General features: G+C 40.7%; 24 protein-coding genes. 13 read left to right on the forward strand and 11 right to left on the reverse strand.

Going from position 1 to position 24,122, the window contains the following annotated elements; genetic code table 11:
* On the forward strand, positions 1-464 hold a 464-nt coding region (locus SE27_RS06990), incomplete at its 5' end, for a YidB family protein (protein WP_455549973.1).
* Between the two features lie 63 nt (positions 465-527).
* Here the strand turns inward: SE27_RS06990 and SE27_RS06995 are convergent.
* From SE27_RS06995 to SE27_RS07005, 3 genes are read right to left on the reverse strand one after another with little or no spacing between them, the layout of a single operon-like run.
* Positions 528-1,154, reverse strand: a complete 627-nt coding sequence (locus tag SE27_RS06995; protein WP_039622070.1) for an OB-fold-containig protein — start codon at positions 1,152-1,154, stop codon at positions 528-530.
* Positions 1,155-1,172: 18 nt separating this feature from the next.
* Entirely contained in the window at positions 1,173-1,499 is a 327-nt protein-coding gene (locus tag SE27_RS07000) for a Rieske (2Fe-2S) protein (RefSeq protein WP_039622072.1), read from the reverse strand.
* Positions 1,499-2,503: an adenosine kinase gene (locus tag SE27_RS07005; RefSeq protein WP_039622073.1), complete on the reverse strand. Its 1,005-nt coding sequence runs from the start codon at positions 2,501-2,503 to the stop codon at positions 1,499-1,501. The genes SE27_RS07000 and SE27_RS07005 overlap by 1 nt, the downstream gene beginning before the upstream one ends.
* Positions 2,504-2,640: 137 nt before the next feature.
* Here SE27_RS07005 and SE27_RS07010 point away from each other — a divergent pair, with 137 nt between their 5' ends.
* The 3 genes from SE27_RS07010 to SE27_RS07020 all read left to right on the forward strand — a co-directional run bounded on the left by SE27_RS07010 (position 2,641) and on the right by SE27_RS07020 (position 7,680).
* Positions 2,641-3,090: a GNAT family N-acetyltransferase gene (locus tag SE27_RS07010; RefSeq protein WP_039622075.1), complete on the forward strand. Its 450-nt coding sequence runs from the start codon at positions 2,641-2,643 to the stop codon at positions 3,088-3,090.
* Positions 3,091-3,562: 472 nt separating this feature from the next.
* The gene (locus SE27_RS07015; protein WP_039622077.1) at positions 3,563-6,502 is read left to right on the forward strand and encodes an insulinase family protein; all 2,940 of its coding nucleotides are present in this window, start codon (positions 3,563-3,565) and stop codon (positions 6,500-6,502) included.
* 23 nt (positions 6,503-6,525) lie between these two features.
* Positions 6,526-7,680, forward strand: a complete 1,155-nt coding sequence (locus SE27_RS07020) for a phospholipase A (protein WP_039622080.1) — start codon at positions 6,526-6,528, stop codon at positions 7,678-7,680.
* 67 nt (positions 7,681-7,747) lie between these two features.
* Here SE27_RS07020 and SE27_RS07025 read toward each other — a convergent pair whose 3' ends face one another.
* From SE27_RS07025 to ilvA, 3 genes are all read right to left on the reverse strand, one after another.
* Positions 7,748-9,088, reverse strand: a complete 1,341-nt coding sequence (locus SE27_RS07025; protein ID WP_039622082.1) for a TrkH family potassium uptake protein — start codon at positions 9,086-9,088, stop codon at positions 7,748-7,750.
* Positions 9,089-9,091: 3 nt separating this feature from the next.
* Positions 9,092-9,742, reverse strand: a complete 651-nt coding sequence (locus SE27_RS07030) for a potassium channel family protein (protein ID WP_039622083.1) — start codon at positions 9,740-9,742, stop codon at positions 9,092-9,094.
* Positions 9,743-10,134: 392 nt separating this feature from the next.
* Positions 10,135-11,673, reverse strand: a complete 1,539-nt coding sequence (gene ilvA / locus SE27_RS07035; RefSeq protein WP_039622084.1) for a threonine ammonia-lyase, biosynthetic — start codon at positions 11,671-11,673, stop codon at positions 10,135-10,137.
* Positions 11,674-11,780: 107 nt separating this feature from the next.
* Here ilvA and rpiA point away from each other — a divergent pair, with 107 nt between their 5' ends.
* The 7 genes from rpiA to SE27_RS07070 all read left to right on the forward strand — a co-directional run bounded on the left by rpiA (position 11,781) and on the right by SE27_RS07070 (position 18,556).
* Positions 11,781-12,452: a ribose-5-phosphate isomerase RpiA gene (gene rpiA / locus SE27_RS07040; protein ID WP_039622085.1), complete on the forward strand. Its 672-nt coding sequence runs from the start codon at positions 11,781-11,783 to the stop codon at positions 12,450-12,452.
* 103 nt (positions 12,453-12,555) lie between these two features.
* A complete protein-coding gene (locus SE27_RS07045; protein ID WP_039623863.1) occupies positions 12,556-13,236 on the forward strand; it encodes a M48 family metallopeptidase in 681 nt (226 codons plus the stop codon).
* Positions 13,237-13,478: 242 nt separating this feature from the next.
* A complete protein-coding gene (gene argC / locus SE27_RS07050) occupies positions 13,479-14,534 on the forward strand; it encodes an N-acetyl-gamma-glutamyl-phosphate reductase (protein ID WP_171160671.1) in 1,056 nt (351 codons plus the stop codon).
* Between the two features lie 78 nt (positions 14,535-14,612).
* The gene (locus SE27_RS07055; RefSeq protein WP_039622090.1) at positions 14,613-15,365 is read left to right on the forward strand and encodes a DUF6776 family protein; all 753 of its coding nucleotides are present in this window, start codon (positions 14,613-14,615) and stop codon (positions 15,363-15,365) included.
* Positions 15,366-15,383: 18 nt separating this feature from the next.
* Positions 15,384-15,797 (forward strand): ATP-dependent Clp protease adapter ClpS, encoded by a 414-nt coding sequence (clpS, locus tag SE27_RS07060; protein WP_039622091.1) that lies wholly within the window; start codon positions 15,384-15,386, stop codon positions 15,795-15,797.
* Between the two features lie 9 nt (positions 15,798-15,806).
* Positions 15,807-18,083 carry an ATP-dependent Clp protease ATP-binding subunit ClpA gene (gene clpA, locus SE27_RS07065; RefSeq protein WP_039622093.1) on the forward strand — a complete coding sequence of 759 codons (2,277 nt, stop codon included), beginning with the start codon at positions 15,807-15,809 and terminating at the stop codon, positions 18,081-18,083.
* Between the two features lie 119 nt (positions 18,084-18,202).
* Positions 18,203-18,556: a YnfA family protein gene (locus SE27_RS07070; RefSeq protein WP_039622095.1), complete on the forward strand. Its 354-nt coding sequence runs from the start codon at positions 18,203-18,205 to the stop codon at positions 18,554-18,556.
* A gap of 25 nt (positions 18,557-18,581) precedes the next feature.
* Here the strand turns inward: SE27_RS07070 and SE27_RS07075 are convergent, their stop codons facing one another.
* The 3 genes from SE27_RS07075 to SE27_RS07085 all read right to left on the reverse strand — a co-directional run bounded on the left by SE27_RS07075 (position 18,582) and on the right by SE27_RS07085 (position 20,836).
* Positions 18,582-19,052, reverse strand: coding sequence for a hypothetical protein (locus SE27_RS07075; RefSeq protein ID WP_039622097.1), 471 nt, complete (start codon positions 19,050-19,052; stop codon positions 18,582-18,584).
* 98 nt (positions 19,053-19,150) lie between these two features.
* Positions 19,151-20,071: an ornithine carbamoyltransferase gene (argF, locus tag SE27_RS07080; protein WP_039622099.1), complete on the reverse strand. Its 921-nt coding sequence runs from the start codon at positions 20,069-20,071 to the stop codon at positions 19,151-19,153.
* A 114-nt stretch (positions 20,072-20,185) separates the two neighbouring features.
* On the reverse strand, positions 20,186-20,836 hold the full coding sequence (locus SE27_RS07085; RefSeq protein WP_039622100.1) for a TetR/AcrR family transcriptional regulator: 651 nt from the start codon (positions 20,834-20,836) through the stop codon (positions 20,186-20,188).
* A gap of 245 nt (positions 20,837-21,081) precedes the next feature.
* Here SE27_RS07085 and prpB point away from each other — a divergent pair, with 245 nt between their 5' ends.
* Positions 21,082-21,957: a methylisocitrate lyase gene (prpB, locus tag SE27_RS07090; protein ID WP_039622102.1), complete on the forward strand. Its 876-nt coding sequence runs from the start codon at positions 21,082-21,084 to the stop codon at positions 21,955-21,957.
* A 25-nt stretch (positions 21,958-21,982) separates the two neighbouring features.
* Complete coding sequence (gene prpC / locus SE27_RS07095) at positions 21,983-23,119, forward strand: bifunctional 2-methylcitrate synthase/citrate synthase (protein ID WP_039622105.1); 1,137 nt, start codon at positions 21,983-21,985, stop codon at positions 23,117-23,119.
* 35 nt (positions 23,120-23,154) lie between these two features.
* On the opposite strand, the gene SE27_RS07100 is transcribed toward prpC, so the two are convergent.
* Together SE27_RS07100 and SE27_RS07105 are read right to left on the reverse strand one after the other, a co-directional pair.
* Positions 23,155-23,778 carry an aminotransferase gene (locus SE27_RS07100; RefSeq protein WP_081406886.1) on the reverse strand — a complete coding sequence of 208 codons (624 nt, stop codon included), beginning with the start codon at positions 23,776-23,778 and terminating at the stop codon, positions 23,155-23,157.
* The coding region (locus SE27_RS07105; protein WP_455549974.1) for a CinA family protein at positions 23,778-24,122 on the reverse strand (345 nt) is incomplete at its 5' end. The genes SE27_RS07100 and SE27_RS07105, both read right to left, overlap by 1 nt.

A 24,122-nucleotide genomic window follows, 5' to 3' on the forward strand; every position in this document is an offset into this window, starting at 1 on the left:
GTTCAGTTCTTGGGCATTTGAACAATAGCCAGCAGAACTCAAATAATCAGGCGCAACAGCCCAACTCACAAAGCAGTAATAACAGTGGTACAAAAACCTTATTAATTGCAGTTTTGCCTTTGGTTTTGGCATGGATTCAACAGCAAGGCGGTATACAGGGCGCTTTAGAGAAGTTGAAAAGTATGGGTTTAAGCAAGCAAGTTGAGGATTGGGTCTCCACTGGATCAGGTGAAAATGCCAGTGTCGATCAACAACAGCTACAAAGCCTATTTGATGAGCAAGAGGTCGAACAGGTGGCCAAAGATACGCAAGTACCGAAACAAGATATCTACAGTGCTATTGCTAAGGTGTTACCCACTATTATTGATTCACTTACGCCACAAGGTGAGCAAACCAATAAACAAGAAGCCAATAATGATATTCAGCAAGTGATGAATTTGGTTTCTGGATTTTTAAAACGTTAAGCGGTGTTTTAAAGCCAGTTCAGTATTGAACTGGCTTTTGTTTTAACCATAGATTTGATGTGGTTATTTAAGCGTAGTAACTGGATTTTTCATGCTAAAGAGTGTGTTGGATTTGGATATTTTTTTAGCAATATAGTGTGATTTTTTTAAACGAATTAAAATTACTTGAGATTGAAATTCAAGCTCACCAAATTCAGGTTCAACTTGTACATAATGCAACTGACCAAAACTGTCTCTGACACGTGCTTGTGCTGAAAAGCCGGGACGTGCATTGCCACTGGAAATGGTGGCCAGTTGACCGAGTAAGCTCACTTGTTGCGCATGAATCGGTTTGATCACTTGATCTAAGCAATGAATCATAAAGACCGTAAAGAAAATCGCCACGATTAACGCAGGTAAAATTAAATAGTAGGCAGGTAAAAATTCTTGCTGCTGTGCGTAAATACACAGTTGTAGAAAATATCCTGCCAAACTAAAGTTCATCAGTAAAAAAACCACAATCAGGGTTTTAGAGAATTTAACATTCAGCAATGGAGATTCAGTGATTTTTTTGGGCCACAGTGCTCTTAAATATTGAGTTGGACGAATATTAAAACAATAGCCGATGGTTTCGACCATGCTGAGTAAAATTAAAGCCAATAAACTAAAATGAAAAGGCGCTAGATCATAGCTTTGCAAAAACTCAAGCATGGCAAAATTCCATTTATTTTAAGCTTGGTTGAGGTAAATTCCACCATCGGAATGTACGTTAATGTCGACCTTTTGCAGGGATTGTCCTAAGCACGGCCCAGAAATACATTCACCCGTTTCTACCACGAACAGTGCACCATGGGTTGAGCATTGAATAAATTCTTGATCACCATCTAAAAATTGGTTTTCTAAAAATTCTAATTCAACTTTTAAGTGTGGACAGATATTTTGATAAGCAAAAAATACCCCATCACGCTGAGTAATGAAAATCGTGTCGCCATTTGGGGTTTCAAAAGAACGTGCTTCACGTTCAGGAATCTCTTCTGTGACAGCAATTTTAATCATTAAGCACATTCCTCTTGAAAGCTATTTAGCAATTTTGCATAACTTTCTACTTCTAAACGTGGCCCAAACTGTGAAACCACTTCACTCGAAATTAAAATTGCCAATTCTGCGGCAACTTTAAGGCTTAAGCCGGCATTTATGGCATATAAGAAAGCACCGGCAAAGGCGTCTCCAGCACCATTGGCATCCACGGCGTTGACCGCACGGCCAGTAACTTGAATGGTCTGTTTAGAATCACAAATTAAAGCACCTTCAGCAGAAAGTGTAATGACAGTGTATTTACTTTTTAATTGCAATTGTGCAAGTGCCGCTTCAATTGAGTCTGTTTGCGTATACATTAAGGCTTCTTGCTGATTACATAGCAGTAAGTCAACGCCATCATCTAACAGCTCATCTAAACCTTGGCGTGCGTATTGCACCATGGCGGGATCAGAAAGAGTCAGCGCAATTTTCACGCCATGTGCTTTGGCAATCTCACGCGCCTGTTTCACTGCTTGACGTGCAGAATCACTGGTTGATAAATAACCTTCAATATACAGCCACTTTGCAGTCTTCAGGGGTTCAAAATTAATTTGCGCGGCACTCAGTTCAGCAGTACTTCCTAAAAAGGTATGCATAGTGCGTTCAGAGTCTGGGCTCACCAAAACCATGCACGTGCCTGTTACGCCATCACTAACCGATTGCGCGGTGGTCTGAATACCTGCTTCATTTAAGCCTTTTAAATAAACCTGACCTAGTTCATCATTACCCACACGGCAGGCGTAAAAGGCTTTACTGCCCAAAGCACTAAAAGCCACAGTGGTATTTGCAGCAGAACCGCCAGAGGCTTGACCTTTGTAGACTTGCGTTTGTTTTAAATTATTATATAAATTTGCTTGTGTTTCACCATCGGTCAACTGCATAGTGCCTTTTTGCAAATTTTGTTGAATAAGGAAATCGTCAGAGATTTTAAATTCTTGGTCGATTAATGCATTACCAATTGCAAAAAGATCAACAGTTGTCATGTCTTTTATTCACATTTTAAATTAAAGCGCTAAGTTTACACCAATGCTCATGATTGCTGTAGGTTGATGAATAAAATTCAATATATGACGGATTGATGGGTTAAATATGTCGTATAGGAAAGTATAAGGAATATGAGATGAATATCACGATTGATCAAGCTGAACAGTTACCAGCACAAATTCACGAATTGTCAAAGCAGGCACAAAAAGAAGGCTTTGATCTTATTGATCGATTGATTGAAGAATATGACAGTGGCAAAAATCAGTTTAATCAACCCGGTGAATTTTTGTTGTTTGTTTATGATGATGAAAAGCTGATTGCCTGTGGGGGCTTGAATCAGCAGTGGAATGAAAACCAAATCGACAGTCGTATTGGCCGTGTCCGCAGATTTTATGTATTACCCAAATATCGTAAACAAGGAGTGGGTAAGCAGCTGTTACAGCATTTAGAAAAAAATGCTCGTCCTAATTTTTCCGCGCTGTGCTTAAGTGTCGATAATAAATCGGCGGCACATTTTTATCAGAAGCAAAATTATGTTTTTGTCGAAAATCATCCCAACTATAGTTACTTTAAATATTTGCTCTAGTATTTGAGCGGTTGAATATGCTCGAAATTTTAATTTTAAATGTATAGGCGCTGCACTTAGAATCTTTGCTTGGGTAGTCTCTGAGCATGTTGCATTACTTTTTTAAATCATTGTATTGGTGGAGCCTATGTTTATAGGCTCTTTTTTTTAACTGGATAAAAATAACAAGTTGAAATTTGATGAAGCAGTTTATTGCAGTCTTTTGATAATTTTGCTTTATGCCGCTTTGCTACATCAAGCAGCATATTGATTATCGTTTTAGGTTATAGGTGTTTATGCGCCACCTGCCGCTTAAAGCAGTGGAATTGAGTCATAAATTGATTATTTTTTATGGATTTATGTAGCAAAATCGCGGTAATAATCAAACAATCTCTAACCAAATAGAGCGAAATTAGTCGGTGTGGCAATCCATCGACATGAAAGATTCAGGTATAATCAAAGTCATTTAAAATTATATTGCTTTGGAGATCACATGACTGTAGATGTTACTGAAACTATTAATCCCACGGTTCATCCTGCGTTTCAGTTGATACGTCAACACCATGTTGAAGCCTTAGATGTTTTTGTCTCTGAATATAAACATAAAGTGACGGGTGCAACCCATTATCATTTGGCCAGTGATTTAGATGAAAATGTCTTTTTGGTAGCATTTCGTACCCAGCCAATGGATTCAAAAGGTGCAGCGCATATTCTGGAGCACACCGCGCTATGTGGTTCAGCAAAATTTCCTGTCCGCGACCCATTTTTCTTGATGATTCGTCGCTCACTCAATACTTTTATGAATGCCTTTACCTCTGCGGATTGGACGGCGTATCCATTTGCAACTCAAAATAAAAAAGATTTTCAAAACTTATTAGAAGTCTATTTAGATGCCGCATTTGCTGCCAATTTAAACGAGTTAGACTTTGCCCAAGAGGGCATTCGTATTGAGCTTGAAAATGGCGAACCGGTGTATAAAGGCGTGGTTTTTAATGAGATGAAAGGGGCGATGAGCTCACCTTCCGATCAACTTTATCATCAATTGGCACATCATTTATTTCCAAAGACCACCTATCATTACAATTCCGGCGGTGATCCCAAAGATATTCCTGATTTAACCTATGCTGAATTGGTGGATTTCTATAAGTCGCATTATCATCCCAGCAATGCTGTGTTTATGACGTTTGGCGATGAGTCGGCTTATCATTTGCAAGAGCAATTCGAAACCTTGGCATTGTCTAAATTTAAAGCCGGACAAACCTTATATTCAACTCCTGAAACACGTTTAACTGCACCGATTGAAGTAACAGAAAGCTATGCGGTAGATGCAGAAGATTTAACCGATAAAACCTATCACATTATTTCATGGTTACTGCCTGAAGCCAGTGATATTAAATTGCGCTTAGGCATGCGTTTGGTGGAAGGAATTTTACTGGAAGATTCTGCATCACCGCTGCGTCATTATTTAGAAACCTGTGGCTATGCACAGTCAACCGGCCCAATTATGGGTGTGGATGATTCCAATTTTGAAATGACTTTCTTCTGTGGAATACAAGGTTCAAATGCCGAACATGCAGAAGAATTTAAAAACGGCGTGTTTAAGATTCTTGAAGATGTTGCATCAAAACCGGTTGATACCGATATGGTGGAGGCGATTTTACATCAAATTGAATTGCATCAACGTGAGATCAATGGCGATGGTATGCCGTATGGTTTAAGCTTGATTTTAAATGGTTTAAGCAGCGTGATTCATCACAGTGACCCGATTGATGTGTGGGATGTCGATAGCGCCATTGAGCTGGTGAAAGAAGAACTCAAAGATCCAATGTGGTTATCGAATCTGATTAAAACCTATTTGATTGATAATCCACATCGTGTGCAAATGACCTTGGTGCCTGATGCAAGCAAATCCGCCATTGAAGCTGCGGCAGAAAAAGCCCGTTTGGCTGCAATAGGTGCGCAACTGAGCGATGAGCAAAAGGCAGAAATTATTCAGCAAACTGAAGCCTTAAATGTTCGTCAAGATACACCTGATGATTTGAATTTGTTGCCAAAAGTGGGATTAGAAGATGTGCCTGCTGACTTGCATATTGTACAAGGGCAATTGCGTGAAATTATCAGCAATGGTTTAGATATGCCGCTGAATTTGTATCATGCTGGAACCAATGGCATTTACTACCAACAAGTCACCGTTAAAATTCCCGATGAAGTGGTGCAATCACCGTATTTTAATTTACTTTCAGTGCTGTTGGGTGAAGTCGGTGCCGGTGAGTATGATTATCTTGAGTTGCAACAACTCCAAACAGCAGTCAGTGGCGGCGTGGGGATGGGGGCATCTTTACGTTCTAAAGTAGATGATAAAAACAAAATTAGTGCTTTATTAACCCTGACGACCAAATCGTTGGTGAATAATTTTGAAGCCATTGGTTTGTTAAAACTTGCCTTTGAACAGCTGCGTTTCGATGAAAAAGATCGCATTATTGAATTGTTACAGCAACGTAAAGCGCGTTGGCAGTCTCGTGTTTCTGATTCAGGTCACAGCTATGCCATGCAAATTGCCTCACGTAATTGTAGTGCACTTGCGCAGCGCGATTATCAAAATACCAGTTTAGGTGCCTTGAACTGGTTGACGGCATTGGTCACTAAAATTGAAAAAGATGATGTCGCTTATGAGGCATTAATTACCGAACTCAAAGCGATTCATCGTTTACTTTTACAAGCCCCAACACAATTCTTGTTGGTGTGTGAAGAGCAGCAATCCGATCGTTTGATTGAGGAAGTACAAGAGGTTTGGGATAAATTAGCAATAGATCAAAGCCCAGTACACCTGTCGACACCTAGCACTGAAAATAGCAGCAATGATGAAGCATGGTTAATTCAAGCCAATGTACAGTTTTGTGCTGCCGCGTATCCTGCGGTGGAAGTCTCACATGCGGATGCTGCACCTTTAATGGTGTTGGCTGCATATTTGCGTAATGGCTTCTTACACAGCGCCATTCGTGAAAAAGGTGGTGCGTATGGCGGTGGTGCAAGTTATGATGGCAACGCGTGTTCATTTCGTTTCTACAGCTATCGTGATCCACGTTTAGCAGAAACTTTTAAAGATTTTGACGCGAGTATTGCTTGGTTGTTAAACACGGAGCATCTGTCGCATCAATTAGAAGAAGCCATTTTGGGATTAATTGCCAGTATGGATAAACCCGGTTCGCCGGCTGGTGAGGCGATTAGTGCGTGTTATGCGCTCCTGCATGGCCGTACACCTGCTGTACGTAAACAGTTACGTGCGCGTTTGCTTGCTGTCAATTTAGAAGATTTAAAACGGGTTACAGAGCAATACTTGGTGCAGCAAAAACCAATAAGAGCAGTGGTTGCGCCTGTAGCGAAGCGTGACACATTGATCGAACTTGGCTTTGATATTAAACAAGTCAACTAAAAAATAATTTGAGGTTAACCCCTATGGCGTTCAACAGAATTGAACGCACGACATTGCAACTGAGCATGCTTATGCTCAGTTCATTGTATGTGACGAACGTAAATGCACAAAATCCAGAATCTTTAATTACGCCGGCAAGCCCTGAAGCATGTGTGGCCTTAGAATCCAATGCGGATCGTTTGGTCTGTTACGATACTTTGTTTAAAGTGGCGGAAGCGGATAAAACCTCTTTGGTTTCTGAGCGTCAGGCGGCCAATCAACTGGCGCCCAAACCGACTGAAGCGCCGAGTATTAAGGAAAAAATTAGTCAAGGCGTAAGCCATGTGATTTCCTTTGAAGGATCGAAGATTGATCCCAATTCTTCTTTATTGGATAAACGTTGGGAATTATCAGAAAACAGTAAACTGGGGACATGGAATATTCGTGCGCATCAGCCTGTATATTTAATGCCAGCATTTTGGACTTCAGAGAAAAACGAACGTCCGTCTAGCCCGAATGTAAATAACACTGTAAAAGTCGTGGATGAGCAAAATCTGACCTCGATGGAAGCCAAATTCCAGTTGTCATTAAAAACCAAAGCCGCAGAAAACTTATTTGGCAATAATGGTGATATTTGGCTGGGCTACACCCAATCCTCGCATTGGCAAGTTTATAACGGTGATGAGTCGCGACCATTTCGGGAAACCAACTATGAGCCAGAAGCCAGTTTAATCTTTCGTACCAATTATGAACTTTTGGGCTTAAATGGACGTTTATTGGGCTTGACGTTAAACCATCAATCCAATGGCCGTGCCGATCCGTTGTCGCGCAGTTGGAACCGCGTCATGTTAAATGTCGGCTTTGAGCGTGATAATTTTGCTTTAATGTTACGTCCTTGGTATCGCATTGAAGAAGATGCAAAGGATGATAACAATCCAGATATTAAAAACTTTATGGGCCGTGGTGATGTCACCGCATTTTATCGTTGGAAAGAGCATGACTTTTCATTGGTATTGCGCCACTCCTTTAAAGGCGGTGATGATGCCCATGGCGCAGCACAATTTGATTGGGCGTTCCCAATCAGTGGTAAGTTGCGTGGTCATTTCCAATTGTTTGATGGTTATGGCGAAAGTTTAATTGATTATAACCACCGCGCCACCTATGTGGGCTTAGGTATGTCATTAATGAACTGGTTCTAAAACAGATTGAATCGTGATAAAAAAACCACTTTAAAGTGGTTTTTTTATCACTAAAATAAAGGCGACATCAGCCAATTTGAATATCCGCTGGTGGATGTTTTAAATGACTTTTTTGTGGTGTAGCAATCAAATAAGCCAAGGTTAGTGGTCCTAAACGTCCTGCGAACATTAAGCAGATTAAAACCATTAAACTGCTTGGTTGTAGCTGTTCAGTCACACCACGTGATAAACCCACGGTACAGGCTGCAGAGACGGCTTCAAACAATAAATCTAAGAAATTTTTATCTGGCTCGAGTAGAAGCAAACTAAACATGCCAATGAAAATTAAAATGGCAGTAATAGACACCACGGCTAAGGCTTTAAACGAGGTGTTTTTAGATACAGAATGATTAAAAAGACGTAATTCCTCGGTGCGGCGCAAAAAGGTAATCACACTTAAAATCACAATAATAAAAGTCCCGACTTTAATGCCGCCAGCAGTACTGAGTGAGCCGCCACCAATAAACATCAGCATCATGGTGACCAAGGTCGAGGCATTGGTCATGCTTGAAACATCTAAACTGTTAAAACCAGAGGAGCGTGGCACAGTGGCATGAAACCATGCGTTGACTGCTTGATCGCCAAAACTCATGTTGGCCAACGTGAGTGGGTTATGGGCTTCTAAAATCCAAATCAGTATAAATGCTGTGAGATTTAAGCCAGCAATGGTGGACAGAATTAACTTGCTGTTCGGGCTGAGTTTTTTCCAACGTCCGTTGCGTTTAATGTCCATCAGCACCACAAAACCAATACCGCCAATAATGTACAGCATGCTGATGGTAAAGGTAATAAAGTACTGACCTGAAAAGCTCATCAAACTATTGGGAAACAGTGAAAATCCCCCATTGTTAAACGCAGAGACACTGTAAAAAGCGGCATAAAAAAAGGCATGCACAAAATCGTATTCCTGCATCCAAGCAATGGTTAAAATAATGGTACCCATGGCTTCAAAAAATAAGGAATATATCAGTACGCCTTTAATGGTCACCGACACTTTGGTCAGACTGGTCTGGCCAATGGTTTCTTGCGCCATCATTTGTTGTCTGAGTCGGACATTGGAAGACAGACTGAGCGCCGCCAAAATTGCGAAGGTCATAAACCCTAAACCACCACATTGCAGCAACATCATAATAATGACTTTGCCAAAAGTGGTGTAAGCCTCTCCGACATTGACCACGGACAGCCCAGTAATGGTCACTGCTGAGGTTGAAGTAAAGAGGGCTTGAATCCAACTTAACTCCCCATGATGTGAAATGGGCAGTTTCAGCAACGATGTACCAATGAGAATAAAACTTAAAAAACCCAAGGCCAATAGACTTGGAGGGCTGAGATTTACCAGATGATGTTTGGTATTTTGCAGTGAGGTCATAGCTTATTTAAACCGCGCAGACAGTCTTCGTAATGATTCAATTTCACCTTCAATCACCAGAATATCGCCTTGTTGTAAAATCAAATTGGGATCTAAGCTAAAGCTAATATCCTTACCGCGTTTATGTATAAGAGTTTTAATGTCAAGCGCACGTTCCATCAGGTGGCTAAAGCGCTCGCCATGTAAAGCCTGTTTAATTTCAACCTTCACAATAAAACGATTGTCCTCTAAAGCCATATAACGACTGACCATCGGATAACTTAGCGATTGAGCAATTCTAACGCCCATATCCTCTTCAGGATGAATAATTTTACTGATGCCCAAATGACTTAAGATCATATGATGCGGTTTGGACTTGGCTTTGGCCCAGATTTTTTCAATACCTAAATTTTTAAGGTGTAAAACACATAAAATACTGGCTTCAATATTTTCACCAATCGCCACCACCACAGCTTCACATTTTTGAATATTTAGCTCACGTAGTACGTGCTCGTCTGTGGCGTCTGCAATCACTGCATGGGTAATTTGATCAGCAATACTTTCAACGTATTTTTTATTGCTATCGATACCAATCACATCATGATTTAAACCCACCAGTTCGGTGGCGATGGTGGCGCCAAAACTGCCTAACCCAATTACTGCGAACTGCGCCATTTCAAGCGTTCCTTATCTGTTGTATTCATTTTCATGCATAGAATAAATTAATATCGGTTGATTTTATAATTTTATAATTCAATCAGCGCTTAAGCTTACAAAACTATATACAACACACGTGCCTTTTTTAAGTCACGCTTAAAGCGTCAGGACGTATTTCTTTAAGAGTTTAACCGCTAAAACGGTATACAGCTACGTTACTCAGAAATTCAAAAAAATTGAAAAGTACATAATTGATGGTATAAGTGGGTTAAAAATGAATGTGAGATTGCCGTTAATATCAGCGGTTGCAGAATAGGATAATAAAAAGCCCTGATCCTTGGACTGTACAAAGATCAGGGCTGACAAGCAATGAGTTTAGATTTTCAATTTAAAGCGCGCTATTTCAGCACTTACTTTAAGAAACGTTGATAACCTAAATTGTTGGTGATTTCTGCATACGGATAGGTAATCGTCTCTAAGGTCTCAATTAAACCATCAGGATTTTGCTTGGCATCGGTGGCTTCTAAGCCAACCAAAACACGACCTTCGGCTGCGCCGTGATTACGGTAGTGAAAGAGGGTAATATTATGCGTCGGGCCTAAACGTTCCAAGAACGTCAGTAGCGCACCTGGGCGTTCGGGGAATTCAACGCGAAATAAACGCTCATTTTCAATATCCGCATGTCCACCAATTAAATAACGAATATGCAGTTTGGCCACTTCATCATCCGATAAATCATCGACATCGTATTGCATGGTGAGACTTTCATAAATCTCATGGCGTTCCTTCTCGCCGCCTTTTAAGCTAATACCGACAAAGACTTGTGCTGCACTGGCATTGCTGGCGCGGTAGTTGAATTCGGTAATATTACGACCGTGTAAAGCGCGGCAGAAATTCAGGAATGCACCTTTTTCTTCTGGAATGGTTACTGCAAAAATAGCTTCTTTACATTCACCCAGTTCAGTACGTTCCGCAATATAACGCAAGCGATCAAAATTCATATTGGCGCCGCAAATAATCGACACCATATTTTTATGTTCTATGCCATGTTGTGCGACATACTTTTTAATTCCTGCCAATGCCATGGCACCTGATGGTTCAACAATACTGCGACATTCATCATAGGTGTCTTTAATGGCGGCACAAATTTCATCGGTATTCACCAACACCACATCACGTTCAACAATGGGACCTGAATTATCTGATTTTTGTAGTTGAATCACTTCAAATGGCTTTTCACCAATTTGTGCCACCGCAGTACCGTCTGCAAATAAGCCGACTTGTGACAAAATGACACGTTCATTGGCTTCAAATGCAGCTTTTAAACAGGCAGATTCATCATATTCCACCGGAATAACTTTGACATGCGGTGCAACATCGCCCAAATAAGCCGCGACACCGGCAATTAAACCGCCACCGCCCACCGCAACAAAGACATACTCAACATCACGCCATTGACGCAAAATTTCATTGGCAATGGTGCCTTGACCGGCCATGACCAGTTCATCGTCATAGGGCGGAATAAAGCTCATGCCTTCATCTTTAGCGCGTTGAATGGCGTATTTATTGGCCACATCAAAGGAATCGCCATGTAAGACCACTTCACCGCCCAAGCGTTTAACAGCTTGTACTTTAATATCCGGTGTGGTTTTTGGCATCACGATAATGGCGCGAACACCCAGTTTTTGCCCTGACAATGCCACGCCTTGTGCATGGTTGCCGGCGGATGCGGTAATCACACCACGTTCTAATTGAGATTTGGGCAATTGACTAATACGGTTGTAGGCACCGCGTAATTTGAACGAAAAGACGGGCTGTAAGTCTTCACGTTTAAAACGAATATTATTATTCAGCTTCTCACTAATTCGTGGCGCTGCTTCGAGTGGAGTTTCGATTGCAACGTCGTAAACAGTTGCTTGTAATATTTGTCGAACCAAACGAGACAGCATGTTAATTTTCCATCTAACAGTTTAAAATAGGCGGTTATTGTAACAAAACCCTGTACATTTAGGCTGTAAAATCAGCGATAAATGTCAAAAAATAGTTGAGCCAAGTTATGAGTCTGTATGCAACCCAAGATGAAAAGAAACAAGCTGCTGCTAAAGCGGCATTGAAGCACTTGCCAAAGGGCGGGATTTTGGGTGTCGGTACGGGAAGCACAGTTAATTTTCTGATCGAATTATTGCCAGAATTACAACTTGAAGCGGCAGTTGCAAGCTCTGAAGTGACCGCACAGCGTTTAAGAAAACTTGGCATTGACGTGCTTGATATGAATCATGTCGGTGGTTTAGATGCCTATGTCGATGGTGCAGATGAAATTGACCGTCATATGCATATGATTAAAGGCGGTGGTGCAGCCTTAACGCGTGAAAAAATTGTGGCCTCAATTGCTAAAAAATTCGTGTGTATTGTGGATGACTCAAAATGGGTTGAACAATTGGGACATGACTTTCCTTTGCCGGTAGAGGTGATTCCCATGGCGCGTTCTGCGGTAGCGCGTAAAATTGTTAGCTTGGGCGGTGATCCGGTATATCGTGAAGGTGTGGTCACGGATAACGGCAATGTGATCTTAGATGTGTATAATTTAAATATTCTCAATGCCTTGGAACTTGAAAAAACACTCAATAATATTCCGGGTGTGGTGTGTAATGGTATTTTTGCTTTGCAAAAAGCCAGTATTGCCATTGTGGCAACCGATAACGGTATTGAAGAGCGTACTGCGGTTTAATACGTTTTCTCTACTTTTGCTTAAAAAAGGGAAAGACAAAAAAGCTCTTTCCCTTTGCTCTAGCTAACTTTAGGCGAGGGAGATTAAAACCATAAAAATGAGTATCCATCTTTCTCAGCTACCTGAAATTAAAATTGTCCGCCATGCGCGGGCGAAGTGTTTACGCTTAAGGGTGCAACCAACTCAAATTCGTTTAACAGCGCCTGTACTGTGTAGTAAACGCCAAATTCAAAATTTTATTGAGCAATCTGAAGTCTGGTTGCTAAAAACATGGCAACAGCAACAACAAAAAATAGCCACACAAGACCAATCTTTACCGACTGAATTAAAACTGTTTAATCTAGACTGCTGTATTCAAGTGGCTTATCAAACTCAAAAACAAAATTTTATTTTTGATGTTGAGAATTTACACTTATATATAAGTGATCGTGAGCCTAAAACCTATTTAAAAGCGTTTGTGATGAGCTATGCCAAGCAGCATTTGCCCATTTATTTACAGCAGATTGCTCAGACATGTGTTTTAGACTTTACGCAATGTACGGTACGTCAAGCCAAAACACGATGGGGCAGTTGTACCTCTAAATATGCCATTATGTTGAATAGTGCTTTGGTGTTGATGTCTAAAGAAATTACACGCTACGTTTGTGTGCATGAGTTGGCGCATACCCAACATTTTGATCATAGTGCACGATTTTGGTCATTGGTTGAAAAGCACGATCCTCATTTTCAACAGCATCGGAAAATATTAAAAAGTACTGCAATGCCTTTTTGGTGGCAGTGCTAAAAGTTTGATCATCTGAATGATCGAGAGTTGTTTTTTATTCAATCATCCTATGCTTAGATTTTTTGATTTTAAATTGCTTGCTCGTTGTTTCTAATGGTGATTTCGTATAGTCAATTGTGAAAATCACGGTTAAATCATGCTTGCATTCATAAAACCGAGCAATCCTTAGCAAAATGGTTTAGAAAACTTAAACTTCCTGTCATACTTGCCGGTTACGAAATGAAAACTTTTAATTTGAGGTAGTGATCGTGATTACTGTTGGTATTGTCGGTGGTACAGGTTATACAGGCGTTGAATTGTTGCGTCTTTTACTACGACACCCAAATGTACAGGTGAATGTACTCACATCACGTACTGAAAATGGTCGCCGTGTTGATAACATGTTCCCTAGCTTGCGCGGTCATACCGATCTTTGCTATTCAGATTTAAACATCGATGCACTAAAAAACTGTGATGTGGTATTTTTTGCGACACCGCATGGTGTGGCCATGAAATATGCCGCAGACTTGCTGGCTGCAAATACAAAAGTAGTTGATTTGGCTGCGGATTTTCGTTTGCAAAATTTAGAACAGTTTGAAAAATGGTATGGCCTTGAACATAGCTGTCCTGATATTTTAAAAGAGTCAGTTTATGGTCTGTCCGAGCTAAACCGTGAAAAAATTAAACAGGCCAATGTGGTTGGTAATCCGGGTTGTTATCCCACCACAGTACAATTGGGTTTAGCACCTTTATTTAAGCATAGCGATGCCTTGGTGAAACCTGAAAGTATTATTATTGATGCAAAATCTGGTGTATCTGGTGCAGGGCGTAAGGCCAGTCTGGGCATGATTTATTCTGAAAATGCGGATAACTTTAAAGCCTACGCCGTGAATGGTCATCGACATCATCCGGAAATTGTAGAAGCGTTGGAAAATATTTCTGGTCAAAAAGGCGTGTTTAATCATATTGTATTTGTACCGCATTTGGTACCAATGATTCGTGGCATGCTGAGCACCATTTATGTCGATTTAACCGATGTCGGTGACGCATTAGACTTGCAAAGCTTATATGAGCAGTTCTATGCCAATGAGCAGTTTGTTGATGTTATGCCAGCGAACAGCTCACCTGAAACCCGTTCCGTGCGCGGGGCAAACCAACTCCGGATTGCGCTTTATAAACCGCAACCAAAAAAACTGGTGATTTTGTCTGTACAAGATAATTTGGTCAAAGGTGCGGCCGGTCAAGCTGTGCAAAATATGAACTTAATGTTCGGTTTGAGCGAAAGTGCAGGCTTAGACGGGATTGGTCTATTACCATAAAAAACGTTTTTCAACTTCACACACATTTAGATTTAGACTTAAATGTGTGTTTTGAATGAATCAAAATAAGAGATGACGATGCTGAATATTGAATCAAATACTCCGTCACAACACAGCGAAAGCATTAAGCCGCCATTTTTAAAAAGCAATTTACCTTTGGCCATTGGCGCTGTCATTCTGGTGATTGGCAGTGGCTTTTTGGGCTACTCCATTGGCCATCGCCAAGGTTTAACCGTGGTTGGCTTTGAAGCAGATGCAGAACAACTGGTTGAAGTGGTACAAAAGCAAAAAAGTAGTTTAGAGACGCTGAACAAAAGTTTAAATTTGGCCATACAGGAACGTGATGTTGCTGTTGGAAATGCCAATGATTTATTTGCCACCATGACGCAAGCGCGTGAAGATCAAGTCCAAGCTGAAGGTTTAGGGATGACTTATCGTGAAGTGCTGCGCCAACGCGGTGGTTTAAGTCTGTCCGTGCAAAATGTCGGTATTAAGCCTTTGCCGGATAATGCTTATGAATATGAGCTCGATTTGGTACAAGTCAGTCCCAATAAACGTAACGTATCGGGGAATGTTGAATTGCGTTTAATTCAAGGAACTGAGGTTCTACTGGTGCCGATGCAAGATAAAAACTTTAATTTTCAAGATTATGAGCGCTTAACGGGGCGCTGGACGATGCCAAAAGGCTTTTCTCCAGAGTTTATTGAAGTGCGTTTAACTGGAACCAGTACGCCAGTCACCAAACGTTTTAGCTGGGGCCGTGGAAAACCGATAGAAAGTCAATCCGCATTTATTTCTGAAATTCCTCAAGCAGAAGCAAATGCACAATAAATGTGAATTTTAAAACCTATGCCAATCAATAAGCGTCAAAATTGTTTACATGACATCAAACATTCTTTTCATCAATCCGGATATATCGACTGGCATATTAGCCCGCGTTTAAGTAACGATACGCATGAAGAAGATGACAGTGACATTGTTGTACAAACTGCGCCACCTGAACTAAAGCGTCCACCGCTATATGTGGTTGTGTTAATGAATGACGATTACACACCAATGGACTTTGTAATTGAAGTTTTACAACAATACTTTGCTTTGAATCTTGACCAAGCCACCGAAGTAATGCTAACTGTACATTATGAAGGAAAAGGTGTTGCAGGCGTTTATCCACGAGACATTGCGGAAACAAAAGCGAACCAAGTCAATAATTACGCTCGGTCACAAAGCCATCCATTGCTTTGTCAAATTGAGCCAAAAGATTAAGGGGATTACATGCTCAGTCGTCAATTAGAAGTATCGTTACGTTTGGCTGTAAGCATGGCTCGTCAAAAGAGACATGAGTTTCTCACGGTTGAACATTTATTATTGGCTCTACTTGATAATGATTCTGCGGTCAACGCGCTTAAAGCTTGTGGGGCAGACATTGTCACACTGCGTAAAGAGCTTGAAGAATACGTTGAACAACATACCCCTAAACTTGGTGAACACAGCGATCAAGCACCACATCCGACTGAAAGTTTTGACCGTATTTTACAACGCGCAATTTTCCATGTGCAATCTAGCGGTGGGGATCGAACGGTAGAAGGTGCGGACATTCTGGTGGCCATGTATTCAGAACGTGATTCCTTTGCGGTTTATTTGCTTAAACGTCATCAGATTAATCGTTTAACGTTAACGCAATATTTATCGCATGGTGCACACAAAGAAGAAGTGCAGGCTGAAGAAGAAACTGAAGATTTAGAAGGTGAAACCAGCGCTTCTGCAAATGCTGGCCCACTAGATTTATATACCACCAATTTAAATACCGAAGCACAAAAAGGAAAAACTGATCCTTTAATTGGTCGTGAAAAAGAAATTGAGCGCGCTGCACAAATTTTATGTCGACGTCGCAAAAATAATCCTTTATTGGTCGGTGATCCGGGTGTGGGTAAAACCTCAATTGCCGAAGGCTTAGCATGGCTTATTGTGCATGGTAAGGCGCCGAAACCATTGGCCAATGCGGAAGTGTTTAGTTTAGATATTGGCGCTTTGGTTGCTGGGACTAAATATCGCGGTGATTTTGAAAAACGCTTAAAACAATTGTTGAATGCGTTAAAGAAAAAACCCGAAGCAATTTTATTTATTGATGAAATTCATATGATTATTGGTGCAGGCTCTAGTATGGGCAGCACTATGGATGCATCAAACTTAATTAAACCAGCGCTATCTAACGGATCATTGCGTTGTATCGGTTCGACCACATTCCAAGAATATCGCCAAGTATTTGAAAAAGACCATGCGTTGTCTCGTCGTTTCCAAAAGATTGATGTCAATGAGCCGTCTATTTCTGAAACCATTGATATTTTACGCGGTTTAAAATCGAAATTTGAAGATTTTCATCATGTGAAATATGACGATAAATCTTTGGTTGCCGCAGTTGAGCTTTCGGCCAAATTTATCAACGATCGCTTTTTACCGGATAAAGCCATTGATGTGATTGATGAGGCAGGCGCACAGCGCCGTTTAAAAGTTGAACAAGATGACAGTTTAATTACGGTTGAAAATATCGAAGATATTATTTCGAAAATTGCCCGTATTCCACCTAAAACGGTCTCTAAAGATGATAAAACCGTATTGGGTAATCTTGAGCGCGATCTTAAACGTGTGGTGTTTGGGCAAGATGCAGCCATTGAAGCACTTGGCTCAGCGATTAAATTATCACGTGCTGGTTTGAAATCCCCTGATAAACCGGTCGGTAGTTTTGTTTTTGCCGGTCCTACAGGTGTGGGTAAAACCGAAGTCACGAAACAGTTGGCAAGATTGCTGGGTGTGGAGTTGGTACGTTTTGATATGTCGGAATATATGGAGCGTCATGCTGTTTCACGTTTAATTGGCGCACCTCCTGGCTATGTCGGTTTTGATCAGGGCGGTTTATTGACCGATGCGATTCATAAAAATCCGCATTGTGTCTTGTTGCTCGATGAAATTGAAAAAGCCCATCCCGATGTGTTTAATTTGCTTTTACAAATCATGGATCATGGCGCATTAACCGATAACAATGGCCGCAAGTCTGACTTCCGGAACGTTATTTTGGTATTGACCACTAATGTGGGTGCAGAAAGTATTTCTCGCAGCAGCATTGGGTTTGTCGAGCAAGACAACAGCAATGACAATCAAGATGCGATGAAGAAAGCTTTTTCTCCAGAGTTTCGTAACCGTTTAGATGGCGTGATTCAGTTTAATTCATTGCCAACCACGGTCATTGAAAGTGTGGTGGATAAATTCTTAACCGAATTACAAGCACAGCTTGATGATAAAAAAGTGATTCTGGAAGTGGATCAAAGCGCACGTGAATGGCTGGCCGAACAAGGCTATGATCGTTTAATGGGTGCACGACCAATGCAACGATTGATTCAAGAACACTTGAAAAAACCACTGGCTGAAATGATTCTGTTTGGTGAGTTGGCTGAACATGGTGGCAATGTGGCTGTATCAGTCAAAAAAGAAGATGGCAAAGCCGTCGGTTTGATTTTAGAAGTATTTGAAGATCAAACTGCTGAGCCAGCATAAACTTTTCAATCGTTAAAAAACCCGTGCTTGCACGGGTTTTTTGCGGCTGATACTTATTATTGTGAAGTATAAATCATCTATTTTAGGTTAAAAAAAGAAGGTTAAAGCGAAGTGAATTTATGGATATTGATATTACCAAACTGATCAGTACGTTTGCATTGTTCTTTATGACGGCATTGGCGGAAATTTTAGGTTGTTATTTTCCCTATTTAATCTTAAATCAAGCCAAATCAGCTTGGTTGTGGTTGCCAACAGTGCTTAGTTTGGCATTGTTTGTGTGGCTACTGAGTTTACATCCGACAGCGTCGGGTCGAACCTATGCGGCTTATGGTGGGATTTATATTTTTAGCGCCTTGCTGTGGCTGCGTTATGTAGATCAAGTGGCTTTAACCCGTTGGGATATCGTCGGTGGCTTGGTGGTAATCTTCGGTGCAATGCTGATTATTTTACAGCCACAAGGATTGATACGTTAGCGTACTAACGCATCAAGCTAGAGAATTAAAATTGGCATTGGCTATTTTTAATTTTGATGGCATAGCTTTTATCTGTAGCGCTTAAATGGACTTGTACATAATAAGGGTTAACACGCTGAAATTCATGCTCAAAAAGGAGTGCGCAATTTTGAATCAGATTATCTTTGATCAGTTTTTTAATGGCTTTATCGCCGATGTCTGCTGCAAACTGAGAGAAATCTGCTGTGGTAATAATACCTTGAATATCAATATGGTCTGAATATAAACGTAATTTTTCAATTAAAGTATTTTGATCAACTTGATAGGGCATGGTGCGTGAATCTTCATCGCTCATGACGGTTAAAATTTCATTTAAAGCCTTTGGATTTTTAATTTTATAAGCAGAATCGATTATTTGTTTATTGATAAAGTATTGATCTAATTCAGTAGCTTCAGCATGTGCAAGATGGGTTAAAGATAGAATACTGAGGCATAAAATAATTTTTTTAAATAGCATATGTATAAGCTCTTATCGAATTTATGAATTGGATGTTTCGGTTGTGTAGATAAAAAAAGCACCCGTGGGTGCTTCATTTTAAATATCTTTTTTATCGCTTAGTTTTTTTTCAAGTTTTCATTGAGTAAGAACTCAACCAATGCTTTTTGTGCATGGAGACGATTTTCTGCTTCATCCCAGACCACGGCATTTTTATGGTCCAACATATTCTCAGAAACTTCTTCCCCGCGATGCGCCGGTAAACAGTGCATAAATAAGCAATCTGAATGGGCCAAATCCATCAATTTTTCATTAATTTGAAAATCAGCAAAGGCTTTTTCGCGAATTTTTTGCTCTTCTTCTTGTCCCATGCTGGCCCAAACATCAGTCACGATAAGATCTGCATTCACCGCAGCATCTTCGGCTGAACCGACCAATTCCACACAATGTGCAAATTCTGATAAGAATTTTTCTTGTGGCTCATAGCCTTTCGGTGAAGCAATTTTTAAATTAAAGCCCCACATATGCGCCGCTTCAATGTAGGAGTTGCACATATTGTTGCCATCCCCAATCCACGCCACTGTTTTGCCTTTAATCTCGCCGCGCTGTTCAAGGAAAGTTTGCATATCGGCAAGCAATTGACACGGGTGATGATCATCAGTTAGCGCATTAATAATAGGAACTTTGGAATACGAAGCAAAGCGTTCTACGATGTCATGACCAAAGGTGCGGATCATAATAATGTCCAACATGCTTGAAATCACTCGTGCGGAATCTTCAATCGGTTCGCCGCGACCCAATTGTGTGTCACGCGAAGACAAGAAAATTGCACTGCCCCCAAATTGACTCATACCTGCTTCAAACGAAACACGTGTGCGGGTGCTAGATTTTTCAAAAATCATACCCATTACTTTACCGACAAAAGGCTGGAATACCTCATGGCTATGTTGCTTGCGTTTTAACTCAATGGCGCGCTGCAGAATTTGATTCAGTTCTAAAGTCGATAAATCACGTAAGGTTAAAAAGTGACGTAGAGCCATGGTTACTCCACAATAATTGCTGAATAGAAAACAAAACAACAATTAGTTGTTGGTTGGTTAAAAGTGAAAAGGGAATCGATTAATATACTATAAGCGAACAGAATTGCAAAAAAACTAAACTTTTTGATGGCCTTTTAAAAACAAATCGACACAATAATTAATGTATTCGATGGTTTCTTGATCATTTTCTTGGTTAGGAATGCCCATTAAAATACGCCATTCTAAATTTCTTAAAATACCAAAATAAAATTGTGCCGAATAAATCGGATTTTCACAGAGCAATAAACCATTAGAGTGGGCCTTTTCTAAGGCGCATGCAATGGCCGATTGAATATGTTTAGGGCCTTGCTCGTGAATATACAGTGCAAGTTCTGCACTGTGTTGGGTGCGTTCTAACACCAAACGCATAAATGCTGCATTTTCAGGTTGTAATAAATGGCGATGAAAGTTCAATAAATTATCAATAAGATAGGCTTTTAGATTGTCTTGATCGTGCTCAAAAGGGGAGCAAATGTCTTTAAAAAACTGTTCACGGCGATAATCACAAATGGCGGTAAATAAACCTTCTTTATTGCCAAAAAACTTATAAATCGATGCTTTAGAGCCACCGGCGTGATGGACAATATCATCTAAAGAGACTGCATCATAACCGCGTTCTAAAAATAGCTCATTTGCGCTCAGTAAAAGTGATAGGCATCGTTCATGACCACGTTTTGTTTGTGGTGTGTCGCGACCTAATGTTTCTAATTGAACAAATTCGTGCATAGAGCCTTATAACGTCAACAGTCAAAGAAATGAAAACAATTGCAATGATAGCAAAAATATGCACAACTTTCTTGCTTAACGTAAGGGCCGCCTAAGGCAGTGGTATGACAAAATAAAATAACACTATAGTTTTGCTGAATATTTGACTAAAGTTTTAGAGTATAGATTCTAAAAAGAATGAGTGATCAATAATTTTGCAGCTATACTCAAAATTCGATCAATAAAATGAAACTGTGGAAAGGAATATGACACAACAAATGTCTGCAGGCTTAAAATTTAGACAAGCACTGGAAGTGGAAAAACCTTTACAAATTATTGGCACAGTGAATGCCTATGCAGCCATGATGGCAAAAGAAGTCGGTTATAAAGCCATTTATGTGTCTGGCGCCGGCGTTGCTAATTATTCTTATGGTTTACCTGACTTGGGCATGACCAGTTTGGACAATGTGTTAGAAGATGTGCGCCGGATTACCGAGCGTGTAGATACACCCTTGTTGGTCGACATTGACACGGGTTGGGGTGGTGCATTTAATATCGCGCGTACCGTCAAGCAAATGATTGCAGCAGGTGCTGCGGCAGTGCATATTGAAGATCAAGTGGCACAAAAACGTTGTGGTCATCGTCCAAATAAAGAAATTGTCACGCAACAAGAAATGGTTGATCGGATTAAAGCGGCAGTCGATGCCAAAACTGATTCTGATTTTGTGGTGATGGCACGTACCGATGCGCTACAAAAAGAAGGCTTACAAGCTGTGATTGATCGTGCTTGTGCCTGTGTAGAAGCGGGTGCGGATGCTATTTTTGCTGAAGCGATGACGGATATCACCATGTACCGTACGGTGTGTGATGCCGTTGGTGTACCCGTTTTAGCCAATATCACCGAATTTGGTGACACGCCTTATTACACCGTGGATGAATTGGGCGAGCAAGGTATTTCAATGGTGCTTTATCCGTTATCTGCTACACGTGCCATGCAAAAAGCAGCGTTAGAAGTGATGCGTTCCATTCGTGAAAATGGCACACAGGTCAATGTGCTCGATTCGATGCAACAACGCAAAGAGCTATATCAATTTCTTGATTATCATACCTTTGAGAATACTTTAGATAAACTGTTTAAATAATGACTTAAAAATGGAGAATTAAAAAATGGCTGAAGGAAAAATACTCTCAGGCGCAGGATTGCGCGGACAAGTGGCCGGAAAAACAGCACTTTCAACCGTAGGTAAAAGTGGCGCAGGTTTAACCTATCGGGGTTATGACGTGCAAGATCTTGCCGAGAACTGTCAATTTGAAGAAGTGGCTTATTTGATTTTTTTTGGTGAATTGCCCACTGCTGAAGAATTAAAAACTTATAAAGCCAAATTAAAATCATTGCGTACACTGCCGCAAGCGTTAAAAGAAGTCCTTGAGCGTATTCCTGCTGACTCCCATCCAATGGATGTGATGCGTACGGGTGTATCAATGCTGGGTAACTTAGAAACGGAACAGTCGTTTGAGCAGCAGCAAGATGTCGCCGATCGTATTTTAGCGACATTACCGGCCATTATTTGTTATTGGTATCGTTTTAGCCATGATGGCGTACGTATTGAAGAAAATACGGATGACGATTCAATTGGCGCGCAATTCTTGCATTTGCTGCGCGGTGAAAAGCCGAATGAGTTGCATGAACAAGTAATGAATGTGTCGCTTATTTTATATGCAGAGCATGAATTTAACGCCTCCACCTTTACCGCACGCGTTTGCGCATCAACCTTATCCGACATGCATTCATGTATTACGGGTGCAATTGGTTCATTGCGTGGTCCATTGCATGGTGGTGCCAATGAAGCCGCGATGGAGATGATTGAAAACTGGACTTCGGCCGATGAAGCTGAGCGTGAAATGCTGGGCAAACTTGAGCGTAAAGAAAAAGTCATGGGCTTTGGTCATGCCATTTATAAAGACAATGATCCTCGTAACGACATTATTAAAATTTGGGCAGAACGTTTGGCCCAAGACGTTGGTGATACGGTACTTTACCCAGTGTCGGTACGCTGTGAAGAAGTGATGTGGCGTGAGAAAAAATTATTCTGTAATGCTGATTTCTTTCATGCTTCGGCCTATCACTTTATGGATATTGCCACCAAACTGTTCACGCCAATTTTTGTCATGAGCCGCGTTACGGGTTGGGCAGCACATGTGATGGAGCAGCGCGCAGACAATCGTATTATTCGTCCAAGTGCGGAATATACGGGTCCAGAACTGCGTAAAGTACTGCCAATCACCGAGCGTACTGCCGCGTAAAAGTAAAATTGATTCATAAAGCCTCTCATGAGGCTTTATTTTTTGGCGCTCAATAAAACGGCATCTTCGATGCTGTAACCGCTTTCAAAAGGAATGCCTAAGTATTTAACCGCCACCACTATTTTTTGCTGCTGTGGAATTTTATAGGCTTGTGAGACGCTTAAGCCTTGGCCATAATCTACAGCTTGCTGCATTTGACTCTGATGATGATTCATTTTTAGCTGGTAGCGATAGGTATATCGAGGGATATAAGTGCTCGGGTCAAAGTAAGACTTCTCCTTTGATGTGGTCTTATTGACGATCTGAATTTTGATATTTTCTTGATGAATCGGCTGAAGTGGTTGTAGCCGTTTTTTAATCTTAAGAATTTCTTGATCAAATTTTCGGCTATCTTGATCGTAGTCGATTTTTTGAGTTTTTGGATTGATATAGAGTGAATTGACTTGAATCAGTTTTTCAGGTTGCTGAGTGTTTTTAAATTGATAATAGTACAGCTGCGGTAAGCGACCGCGACCATCTTGGTAATGTTTAAGTAAATAGACTTTTTGCGCTTTTGCCTCATAACCTAAAAATTCTACAGTCTGCGGTCCGCCGACTGTTGCAAATGCGGTGCAGGGCAGTAGAGTTAAAGCATAGAATATACCGTTCAATTTTATCATCAATGCAATCCTTCAAGAATCGTTATAATTGCTTCAGCCACATATTCTGTGAGCAGTATCAGTCTTTTTTCTGCTGTATCCAGAATAAAATAATCAAAGTTATAGCTGTTATTTAAATATAAAATTGAGATAAAAAATGTACCTTCGGGTTTTATTTCTGTAGCACTGCCGCCGGACTTAAGTAATCCTGTGCAGGCCACCACCATATCCGCTCTGCTCAATAATATTTTGCCCTGCCGCGCCATTGCTTCTGTGACTTGCTTGGATTCCGCCGTGTATTGCTCAATCAGTCTGGCTGAAATGTTTAAAATATGAATCTTTATCCATGGATCATAGCTGATCAG

The organism is Acinetobacter harbinensis, assembly GCF_000816495.1.
GTDB lineage: Bacteria > Pseudomonadota > Gammaproteobacteria > Pseudomonadales > Moraxellaceae > Acinetobacter > Acinetobacter harbinensis.

Coding starts and splice junctions, on each gene's coding strand:
- SE27_RS06995 (WP_039622070.1), bottom strand. CDS start 1,154: ATGCTTGAGTTTTTGCAAAGCTATGATCTAGCGCCTTTTCATTTTAGT.
- SE27_RS07000 (WP_039622072.1), bottom strand. CDS start 1,499: ATGATTAAAATTGCTGTCACAGAAGAGATTCCTGAACGTGAAGCACGT.
- SE27_RS07005 (WP_039622073.1), bottom strand. CDS start 2,503: ATGACAACTGTTGATCTTTTTGCAATTGGTAATGCATTAATCGACCAA.
- SE27_RS07010 (WP_039622075.1), top strand. CDS start 2,641: ATGAATATCACGATTGATCAAGCTGAACAGTTACCAGCACAAATTCAC.
- SE27_RS07015 (WP_039622077.1), top strand. CDS start 3,563: ATGACTGTAGATGTTACTGAAACTATTAATCCCACGGTTCATCCTGCG.
- SE27_RS07020 (WP_039622080.1), top strand. CDS start 6,526: ATGGCGTTCAACAGAATTGAACGCACGACATTGCAACTGAGCATGCTT.
- SE27_RS07025 (WP_039622082.1), bottom strand. CDS start 9,088: ATGACCTCACTGCAAAATACCAAACATCATCTGGTAAATCTCAGCCCT.
- SE27_RS07030 (WP_039622083.1), bottom strand. CDS start 9,742: ATGGCGCAGTTCGCAGTAATTGGGTTAGGCAGTTTTGGCGCCACCATC.
- ilvA (WP_039622084.1), bottom strand. CDS start 11,673: ATGCTGTCTCGTTTGGTTCGACAAATATTACAAGCAACTGTTTACGAC.
- rpiA (WP_039622085.1), top strand. CDS start 11,781: ATGAGTCTGTATGCAACCCAAGATGAAAAGAAACAAGCTGCTGCTAAA.
- SE27_RS07055 (WP_039622090.1), top strand. CDS start 14,613: ATGCTGAATATTGAATCAAATACTCCGTCACAACACAGCGAAAGCATT.
- clpS (WP_039622091.1), top strand. CDS start 15,384: ATGCCAATCAATAAGCGTCAAAATTGTTTACATGACATCAAACATTCT.
- clpA (WP_039622093.1), top strand. CDS start 15,807: ATGCTCAGTCGTCAATTAGAAGTATCGTTACGTTTGGCTGTAAGCATG.
- SE27_RS07070 (WP_039622095.1), top strand. CDS start 18,203: ATGGATATTGATATTACCAAACTGATCAGTACGTTTGCATTGTTCTTT.
- SE27_RS07075 (WP_039622097.1), bottom strand. CDS start 19,052: ATGCTATTTAAAAAAATTATTTTATGCCTCAGTATTCTATCTTTAACC.
- argF (WP_039622099.1), bottom strand. CDS start 20,071: ATGGCTCTACGTCACTTTTTAACCTTACGTGATTTATCGACTTTAGAA.
- SE27_RS07085 (WP_039622100.1), bottom strand. CDS start 20,836: ATGCACGAATTTGTTCAATTAGAAACATTAGGTCGCGACACACCACAA.
- prpB (WP_039622102.1), top strand. CDS start 21,082: ATGACACAACAAATGTCTGCAGGCTTAAAATTTAGACAAGCACTGGAA.
- prpC (WP_039622105.1), top strand. CDS start 21,983: ATGGCTGAAGGAAAAATACTCTCAGGCGCAGGATTGCGCGGACAAGTG.
- SE27_RS07100 (WP_081406886.1), bottom strand. CDS start 23,778: ATGATAAAATTGAACGGTATATTCTATGCTTTAACTCTACTGCCCTGC.